Raw genomic sequence first — 8,888 nt, 5'->3', positions numbered from 1 at the left:
CGAATATCTTAACGGCTGCGGCTGTGTCATTTCTAACCATGACGACGTTCGCGCAGAAGGACCAGGTTAAAAATGCGGAAGACGCTATTGAAGACAAAAACTTTACTGAAGCTAAGGCTCAGTTAAAAGTTGCTGAAGCGAATCTTTCCGAATTGAATGACAAATGGCAGGAGAGGTTTTACCTATATAAAGGTAAAGCTTATTCTTCAGGGAATCCTTCAAATGAAGATGTGCAAACAGCGGCTATGGCCTATGCTAAGGCGGCAGAACTTGGGAACGAGGATGCATCCGCAGCACTGACTAAAATGAAGAATGATCTTATTAACTCTGCAATTGAAGACCAGGGGAAAGAAGATTATAAGTCGGCAGCAGATAAATTATACACTAGCTACCAAATGAGTAAGCAGGATACGGTTTACCTGTATTATGCTGCTAATAATTTAGTGAATGCCCAGGAATATGGTAAGGCTGTAGAATACCTTGAAGAACTAAGTGACCTTGGTTATGATGGTTCAGGCAAATCTTATACTGCCGTAAATATTGAAACCGGTGAAAAAGAGAATATGGGTTCTAAGGAACAAATGGATCTTATGGTGAAGACAGGACAATACAAGGATCCTAAAGTAGAACCAATTCCTTCTAAAAAGGGAGAGATCGCCTCTTTAGTTGCCAGAATTTATATCAACCAGGAGCAATATGATAAGGCTATCGAATCTATTGACGCAGCAAAAGCTGCAAACCCGAATGATGTAGATCTATTACTTTCAGAAGCGAATATGTACTACCAGATGGGCGAAAAGGAGAAAGCAATTTCTATCCTGGAAAAAGCTGGAAACATGGACAAATCCAATCCTGGTGTATATAACAACATTGGGTTGATGTATGCTGAAATTGAGAATACTGATAAGGCGGTAGAAAGTTATAAAACTGCTTTAGAGATCGATCCAGAATATAATGAAGCGAGAATTAATATGATTGCTGCTATGTTGGGTGAAGAGAGAGCACTTATCGATGAGATGAACAATCTTGGAATGAGCAAAAAAGACAATGCTCGTTATGATGAGCTTGACGCTCAGAGAAAAGACCTATACAAAAAGGTTTTACCATACCTTGAGGAAGCGATGGAAGTAGATCCAGAGAATAAGGAAATCTTAAAAACTGCGATGAACTTATATACTAATCTTGATCAACAAGAAAAAGCTGATGCTTTAAAGGACAGGTTATAATCAGTATAACTAATCAAAAAAAAACCCGCTGAAATTTCAGCGGGTTTTTTTATGTCTACAAGAGAGAATTTATGCAATTAAATGATCTTTTTGATCACACGTAGTTTGTGGGTATGCTTTTGAAGTTCAGTATTAAAAATTCCTGAATGATCTATCCTGTCTATACGAACTTTTCCGTCTACATGAATGATATAGTTGTCCTGCATCATCATTCCCACATGGTTAATAATACCATCCTGATCATCAAAAAATGCCAGATCTCCGGGTTCACTCTCTTCAATAAAACTAAGAGCTTCACCTTGTTTAGCTTGTGCAGCAGCTTCTCTGTCCAGTTTATATCCATTAATTCTATACACGGCCTGCGTAAAACCTGCTGCATCTATTCCAAATGGAGTTCTGCCACCAGAAGTTTGAGGTGTGTTAATATATAAGCTGGCTGTAATTATAAGATCTGACTTTGAGCGACCGGAAGCATTGTCGTATTCTCCTTCGAATTTATGATTCAGCTGCTCTGAAAATCTAACCGAACTACCCAAAACTATGGGCATAAGCAAACCTTTTTCATCTGTAATGAATTCGATAAGATCTGAAGATAATTGAAGAGTCTGACCATCTAGATTTTGATAGTCAGATTCTTCGATCATTCTATATTGCTTATTATCAATCCAGGCTTCGAAGCTGTCATGAGAATTTCTAATCTTGCTATAGTGTGCTCTTCTTTCCAAAACCTTGAAGTGTTCACCGTACAAGATTTGAGAAACCATTTCACCTTCTGCAGATGATGAATTTCTAAGCGGAACAATACTTAAATGGCAAATACCATATTGCATCTACAAAAAATTGACTTATGAATGACGTTCTATAACCATTGCTGATGCACCACCGCCACCATTACAGATCGCTGCAGCACCAATTTTTCCATTATTTTGTTCCAGTACGTTTAGTAACGTGATTAAAATACGAACTCCACTACATCCAAGTGGATGTCCAAGAGATACAGCACCACCGTTAACGTTTGTGTTCTTGTCTGATAATCCTAAGATCTTCATATTAGCAAGTCCTACAACGGCAAATGCTTCGTTAAATTCAAAGAAATCAACATCATCAAGGCTAATTCCAGCCTTTTCAATAGCTTTAGGTAAAGCTTTAGATGGAGCAGTAGTAAACCATTTTGGTTCTGTAGCAGCATCAGCGAAACTTTTAATCGTTGCTAGAGGTTTTAAACCAAGTTCATCAGCTTTTTCGCGACTCATCAAAACTACGGCGCCAGCACCATCATTAATGGTAGATGCGTTTGCAGCGGTTACTGTACCATCTTTAGAAAAAGCAGGTCGCAGAGAAGAGATCTTGTCCATTCGAACATTTTTAAATTCTTCGTCTTCTTTTACGATCACAGGATCACCTTTTCTTTGAGGAACTTCTACCGGTACTACTTCATTATCAAATTTCCCGTCTTTCCACGCTTGGGCAGATCTTTCATAAGATTTTCTAGCAAAATCATCCTGATCTTCGCGTGAGAAATTATGTTCAGAAGCACATAAGTCGGCGCAAACACCCATAGCATTATGATCGTAGGCGTCTACTAAACCATCTTTTTGCATTCCGTCTTCCAAAGTTGCAGGTCCAAATTTCTTCCCATTTCTCATGTGAACATAGTGAGGGATCAAACTCATGTTTTCCATTCCACCGGCAACAACAATATCGTTATCGCCAAGCATGATAGATTGAGCTGCCTGCATTACTGTTTTCATACCGCTGGCACATACTTTGTTCACTGTGGTACATGGCACAGAATCAGGAATTCCGGCACCAAGTGATGCCTGTCTCGCAGGTGCCTGACCATTACCCGCCTGTACAACGTTACCCATCAAAACTTCCTGAACCATTTCAGGTTTTAGATTGATTTTATCAAGCGCACCTTTAATGGCTATTGAGCCTAATTTAGTTGCGGGAATGCTGGATAAGCTACCAAGAAAACTACCTATTGGAGTCCTCGCAGCGCTTACTATAACTACTTCTTTATTCATATGTTTAAATCTTATTATTTCGAGTGTTGCGAAGTTAGTGATTTTATAAGGAATTTAATAACCTAAGCTCAATGAGCCCTATTTTTACTACATTTGAGCATTACCTCAATATATATGAGCGATTTCGTAAACAGGCTTTACAAGAATCAGGCACTTTTTTATAAAGTTTTCCTATTCATACTTACTTCAGTTTTGATCGTTTACCTACTGCCAAAAGGAGGTAAATTCAAATACGATATTCCGAAGGGCAAACCGTGGCAATATGAGAATTTATACGCGCCGTTTGATTTTGCCATTCTAAAAACTGATGAGGAGATTTCCGCAGAACAACAGGATATACAGAAGGCCCATATCCCTTACTATAATTTTGATGCCGAAAAAGAGGAGCGAGTAAAAAATGACGCTCTGCAGGAGGTTAATAATGTCTTTGCAGACACTACTTTAAGGGTCTACGAAACCATTGTCGATAATTTTGTTCAGAAAACGGTAGGTAAGATCTACCAGTTCGGACTTCTACAGGAAAGTGAAAGATTAGAGCCTGATCAGCTGGTATATTTATTAAAAGGTAATGAAGCTTCAGAAGTTGAATATAGCCGAATTCTGAAACAGGGCCAGATTCGCAGTTTTCTTAGCGAGGAGATTAGCAGTGCAGGATTTAGTTCTTTTAAAACCGAATTGCTAGAGGTTTTCTTTAATTCCATAGAGCCCAACGTAACTTTTAATAATGAGTTAACCCAGAAAGAGCTTCAGAGTAAGCTGAATAATATCAGTTACACTCGTGGAATCATTGAGCAGGGAAGCAGAATCATAGCAAAGGGAGAAGTAGTTGAAGGAAATAAATACCATATCCTTAGATCCCTGAAAGCTGAGTATGAATCGCAGGTTTGGAGCCAGACGAACTATAACTGGATTATCGTTGGTTACAGTACGCTGGTAGCGCTGGCTTTGTTAATGTTGCTCTTATTCATGCGAAAGTATCGTACCAGTATATTTGAAAATAATGTGAAGGTAACTTTCATATTTTTCAACATCATCTTTATGGTAATGCTAACCACCCTGGTAATAAATTTTGATATCAACTACGTCTATGTAGTGCCTTTGTGTATCCTTCCACTTACCCTAAAAGCTTTCTTCGATGCAAGACTTGGGTTGTTCACGCACGTAATAACAGTGCTTCTTATAGGATTTATAGTCCCAAACAGCTATGAGTATATGTTTTTACAGATCATAGCGGGTATTGTGACGATCTTGACCATTAGTGAACTTTATAAAAGAGCGAACCTGTTCATTTCGGTAGGGCAGATTACCTTGGTATATATTATTGCCTATTTCGCATTTACGATCATTCAGGAAGGAACGGTTGATGATATTAGTGCTGAAGTCTTTCTTACTTTTCTACTTGGTGGACTGGCAACCTTGTTCGTTCAGCCTCTTATCTACGTATATGAAAAAATCTTCGGAATGGTTTCAGATATGTCACTTCTGGAACTTTCAGATACTAATTCAAAGTTACTGAAACAACTTGCAGAAAAAGCACCAGGGACATTTCATCATAGTTTAAATGTAGCGAACCTTGCCGAAGCTGCTGCAAATGAAATTCAGGCAAATGCAATGCTAGTGAGGGTAGGAGCACTATACCATGATATTGGTAAAATGCACAATCCAACATACTTCACAGAGAATCAAACTACATCGGTCAATTCCCATGATGAGCTTTCACCTAGAGAAAGTGCACAAATTATTATTGAGCATGTAATTAAAGGAATTGAGATCGCGAAAAAGAACAATTTACCGGATAGGGTGATCGATTTTATTCGAACTCATCATGGAACCAGTACCGTTTACTATTTCTACAAAAAGGAGATGGAAAGTAATGATAATGCTGCTCCAGATGATTTTAAATATCCTGGTCCAATTCCTTTTAGTAAGGAAACTGCCATTCTCATGATGTGTGACAGTGTAGAAGCTGCGAGTAAAAGTTTGAAGGAGCCAACTGCTGTTCTAATTGATAGCTTTGTTGAAAAGATAATCGATAAGCAAATGGATGAAGGTCAGTTTTTAAATTCTAATATTACATTTAAGGAAATTCAGACCATAAAAAAGATCCTGAAACGGAAGTTGAAAAACATCTACCATCTCAGGATCGAATACCCGGAATAAAAGAATTTTAGTGAACTTCTTTTATTTCCTGTTCTTTGCCATTGAATGAAAATTTATCACCAGCTTTTTTACCTTTCATTTCACTGAAGATTGGAGCATCTGTACTAATTGCATAAACTGATGTTCCATCCTCCATATCAATTTTACCTAAAGCGGCAGATATAAAGTAATAGTTATCATTGGTCTCTATAACACTCCCAAAATCAACAGCTTCCGTGTAATGGTTTCTGTCTATTTTGCTTAATTTTTCTTTCATTTTCCTTGAGTTGTCAAGGTATTCAGCATACTTTTCAAAGTCACCAAGCAATTGTCCTTTACTATCGTCCTCATCATAATCTGTATGAGCATCATTGTTCTCCATGGACTGCTTGATCTGGTCCATTTCATTTTGATATTTATCGATCTGTCTATTTACTGTATCGAGACATTTGTTGAATAATTCTGCTTTATTAGCTACCATTGTATTTTAATTCTAGATTGGAATTAAAATTAATTAAGCTAAAAGTCATAGCCGAGCAATTAGGAAATATTTAATACGCTTTGGAGGAAATAAGTCTATTTGCTTATAATATCGCTATATTAGCCTTTATACTTAATTTTTATACTTTAAATTATGTTCGCAGTTATTACCGCCGACTTGCTAAATTCCACCAAATATTCAGCGGAATTACTTACTGAGGTCCTGGACATTATCAATGCAGAAATCGAGGGAATTGAAATTGAATATAAGAATTCTAAATTCGAATTGTATAGAGGTGATAGTATACAAGGTGTAATAGAACCTGTATTTTCATTCCGAAGTGCTTTAAGAATGAAAACAGCAATTAATAAATTACGATCCAAGGTAGCTATTGATTCTAATTCCTATCGTATTGAAGCTGATCTTAGAATTTCGATAGGTATTGGAAAAATAGAGTTTAAAAGAGATTCGATCATGGAATCAAACGGGGAAGCTTTTCAATTCTCTGGTCGTACTCTTGACGAAATGAAGAAGACCGGTAGGAAAATGACGTTAACAACCGGAATTAATGAGATTAACAATGAATTCGATAATGCATTTTTGCTATTTGATACAATCACAGATAAATGGAGTAGTGCCTCAGCAGAAGTTATCTATTATCTGTTAAAGGAAATGAAAGAAACGGAGATTGCAGATACATTGGGAATTAGTCAGTCAGCTGTTAATCAGCGTAAAAAGGCTGCCGGATGGGATGCTATCTTGAGTTTGATGGAGCGATACGAACAAGTTATGAAACAACATTTTATAGATGGAGAATAGTATTTTGGTTCTTTTACAATTGGTACTGGCACATGTAGTAACCGATTTTGTCCTACAGCCTACGAAATGGGTGAAGCATAAAAGAAGAAAAAAAGGCAGATCCCGATTCCTTTACTTACATTCGATCGTAGCGGGAATTCTAACTTTGATATTCCTGGCAGATCCTCAACTCTGGTATATTGCAATATTTATAGGTGTTACTCACTTTATTGTAGACCTTTGGAAACTACAGTCAGGAAAAGACACTTTAAAAATGTTTGTGCTGGATCAGCTACTTCATTTAATAGCTATCATTTTTGCATGGCTTTATCTCACAGATAATTTTAAAAATGTGATCTTATTTTTACAGGGAATGATCAATTCCTCTTCGATCCTTGCAGTCATTATCGGATATTTAATGGTGATCTTCCCTTCAGGATTTTTAATTGGCAAAGCTACAAGTCGCTGGCAAACAGAAGTGAAAGATGATCTACAGAAAAATAGTCTCGATGCCGCTGGCCGTTATATTGGGATTTTTGAAAGAATTCTTGTGCTTACATTTATTCTAACCGATAATTTTTCAGCAATTGGGTTCCTGATAGCCGCAAAATCGATTCTTAGGTTTAGCGATAAGGCTGAAACCGGAGCAAGGAAACAGACCGAATACGTTCTGGTAGGAACGCTTATGAGTTTTACCATCACAGTTATTGTAGGCTTCCTAGTACGCTACGTCATGTTTTTCTAGTAATTGAATATTACTCTGTAATCTTTCGCGAACAATATTCATCATTCGCTTATTTAATGCAGAACTATTGAGGATATACTTATCGTACTCTTCAATAGTAAACTGCCCGATGATCGCACCTTTTAAACTGTTTCTGAATTTTATATCCTTCTGAATTGCAGTTTCGATGTAAATCAATCTGCGATCCAGTTTTAATTCGTAGAATTTGTTTTTGTGCTTCTTGATGTAATTTCTAAACATGGCCAGGATCAAATCATTCTGAAGTTTGGCTACAGGACGAAGCGTTGTATTTTGAAAACGTTCCTCGTCACTCATATTATCAGTAATTCTGGCAGAAGGAATCTCGGGCCTGAGTTCCAGCAATTTTATGTCTCTAGGATTCATGACGTGTTGGTTTTATTAAATATAACCAATAGAGATATCTCAACCACTATGCCATCAGCTTAGTTGTAAACTGTTTATAAACAACTGCGAGTTAAATCTCTCTTAATCGAACTTGGGAGACACCTTCAAGTTCTTATATTTAACATAAAAGCTAAATAAATTCATGATAGAATCTAAGAATCCATATACCGGTGAGTCCATTGAAAAATTTGAAGAACTTTCTAAAGAGCAGATTGATGAAGTTTTAGATAACGCACAGCAACGATACAAACTCTGGAGAAAAACCACTATGAGCGAGCGTGCTGAATTTATGAATAATGCTGCGGAAGAGCTCAAAGCAAATAAAGAGGAATACGCTCGAGATATAACACTTGAAATGGGTAAACCTATTTCTCAAAGTATTTCTGAAATTGAAAAATGTGCCTGGGTCTGTGAGTATTACGCCAAGCATGCTGAGGAACATCTTGCTGACAGGCTAATAGATACAGATGCACAAAACAGTTATGTAAGTTACGAACCTATTGGTGTAGTTCTGGCTGTTATGCCCTGGAACTATCCATTCTGGCAAGTCTTTAGATTTGCTGCGCCCGCCCTAATGGCTGGTAATATAGGGGTTCTTAAACATGCCAGCAATGTCATGCGTTCTGCGAATAATATTCAAAAAGTATTTGAGAGAGCTGGTTTCCCTAAATATTGCTTTCAGAATATGACGGTAGGAAGCGACAAGATCGATGATGTTATAAAAGATAAAAGAATAAAGGCAGTTACTCTCACAGGTTCTAAGCCTGCCGGATCTGCAGTAGCTTCCACAGCAGGTAGTGAGATAAAAAAATCTGTACTGGAATTAGGTGGTAGTAATGCGCTGGTAGTTTTCGAAAACGCAGATTTAGAGTCAGCGCTTGACACTTGTATTCAAGCAAGGTTTCAAAATACAGGACAAAGCTGTATTGCAGGAAAAAGACTTTTACTTCAGGAAAATATCGCCGAAGAATTCACAAACAAGTATGTTGAAAAAGTAAAAGAACTTAAAAGTGGAGATCCTATGCACAAGGATACGTTTATTGGAACCATGGCCAGAGTAGATCTCG

At 37.4% G+C, this 8,888-nt stretch carries 9 protein-coding genes; 5 read left to right on the top strand and 4 right to left on the bottom strand.

All coding sequences use genetic code 11. From position 1 onward, the window contains the following. Positions 1–1,226 (top strand): tetratricopeptide repeat protein (locus ACNKXS_RS12090; RefSeq protein ID WP_417921065.1); only part of this gene is annotated, 1,226 nt, incomplete at its 5' end. A 77-nt stretch (positions 1,227–1,303) separates the two neighbouring features. Here ACNKXS_RS12090 and ACNKXS_RS12085 read toward each other — a convergent pair. Beyond that, on the bottom strand, positions 1,304–2,056 hold the full coding sequence (locus tag ACNKXS_RS12085; RefSeq protein ID WP_417921064.1) for a C40 family peptidase: 753 nt from the start codon (positions 2,054–2,056) through the stop codon (positions 1,304–1,306). A gap of 15 nt (positions 2,057–2,071) precedes the next feature. Further along, positions 2,072–3,253 carry an acetyl-CoA C-acyltransferase gene (locus tag ACNKXS_RS12080; RefSeq protein ID WP_298526119.1) on the bottom strand — a complete coding sequence of 394 codons (1,182 nt, stop codon included), beginning with the start codon at positions 3,251–3,253 and terminating at the stop codon, positions 2,072–2,074. A gap of 114 nt (positions 3,254–3,367) precedes the next feature. Between ACNKXS_RS12080 and ACNKXS_RS12075 the strand changes: the two genes are divergently transcribed. After that, the gene (locus ACNKXS_RS12075; protein WP_417921063.1) at positions 3,368–5,413 is read left to right on the top strand and encodes an HD family phosphohydrolase; all 2,046 of its coding nucleotides are present in this window, start codon (positions 3,368–3,370) and stop codon (positions 5,411–5,413) included. 7 nt (positions 5,414–5,420) lie between these two features. Here ACNKXS_RS12075 and ACNKXS_RS12070 read toward each other — a convergent pair whose 3' ends face one another. After that, complete coding sequence (locus tag ACNKXS_RS12070; RefSeq protein ID WP_298526115.1) at positions 5,421–5,873, bottom strand: transcription elongation factor; 453 nt, start codon at positions 5,871–5,873, stop codon at positions 5,421–5,423. A gap of 153 nt (positions 5,874–6,026) precedes the next feature. Between ACNKXS_RS12070 and ACNKXS_RS12065 the strand changes: the two genes are divergently transcribed. Beyond that, the gene (locus ACNKXS_RS12065) at positions 6,027–6,692 is read left to right on the top strand and encodes a hypothetical protein (protein ID WP_417921062.1); all 666 of its coding nucleotides are present in this window, start codon (positions 6,027–6,029) and stop codon (positions 6,690–6,692) included. Continuing rightward, positions 6,682–7,416 (top strand): DUF3307 domain-containing protein, encoded by a 735-nt coding sequence (locus ACNKXS_RS12060; protein ID WP_417921061.1) that lies wholly within the window; start codon positions 6,682–6,684, stop codon positions 7,414–7,416. Before ACNKXS_RS12065 ends, ACNKXS_RS12060 begins: the two co-directional genes overlap by 11 nt. Here the strand turns inward: ACNKXS_RS12060 and ACNKXS_RS12055 are convergent. Continuing rightward, positions 7,390–7,800 carry a glyoxalase gene (locus ACNKXS_RS12055; RefSeq protein WP_417921060.1) on the bottom strand — a complete coding sequence of 137 codons (411 nt, stop codon included), beginning with the start codon at positions 7,798–7,800 and terminating at the stop codon, positions 7,390–7,392. The genes ACNKXS_RS12060 and ACNKXS_RS12055 overlap by 27 nt on opposite strands. Positions 7,801–7,963: 163 nt before the next feature. Here ACNKXS_RS12055 and ACNKXS_RS12050 point away from each other — a divergent pair. Beyond that, a partial coding sequence (locus tag ACNKXS_RS12050) for an aldehyde dehydrogenase family protein (protein WP_417921059.1) occupies positions 7,964–8,888 on the top strand: 925 nt, incomplete at its 3' end.

It is taken from the genome of Christiangramia marina, from assembly GCF_048285865.1.
Lineage (GTDB): Bacteria > Bacteroidota > Bacteroidia > Flavobacteriales > Flavobacteriaceae > Christiangramia > Christiangramia marina.
Note: the sequence above shows the minus strand (reverse complement) of the source record. Positions and strands in the feature narration are given on the sequence as shown.

Bases quoted from the DNA above. Each gene is read 5' to 3' on its own strand.
- ACNKXS_RS12085 (WP_417921064.1), bottom strand. From the start codon at position 2,056: ATGCAATATGGTATTTGCCATTTAAGTATTGTTCCGCTTAGAAATTCA.
- ACNKXS_RS12080 (WP_298526119.1), bottom strand. From the start codon at position 3,253: ATGAATAAAGAAGTAGTTATAGTAAGCGCTGCGAGGACTCCAATAGGT.
- ACNKXS_RS12075 (WP_417921063.1), top strand. From the start codon at position 3,368: ATGAGCGATTTCGTAAACAGGCTTTACAAGAATCAGGCACTTTTTTAT.
- ACNKXS_RS12070 (WP_298526115.1), bottom strand. From the start codon at position 5,873: ATGGTAGCTAATAAAGCAGAATTATTCAACAAATGTCTCGATACAGTA.
- ACNKXS_RS12065 (WP_417921062.1), top strand. From the start codon at position 6,027: ATGTTCGCAGTTATTACCGCCGACTTGCTAAATTCCACCAAATATTCA.
- ACNKXS_RS12060 (WP_417921061.1), top strand. From the start codon at position 6,682: ATGGAGAATAGTATTTTGGTTCTTTTACAATTGGTACTGGCACATGTA.
- ACNKXS_RS12055 (WP_417921060.1), bottom strand. From the start codon at position 7,800: ATGAATCCTAGAGACATAAAATTGCTGGAACTCAGGCCCGAGATTCCT.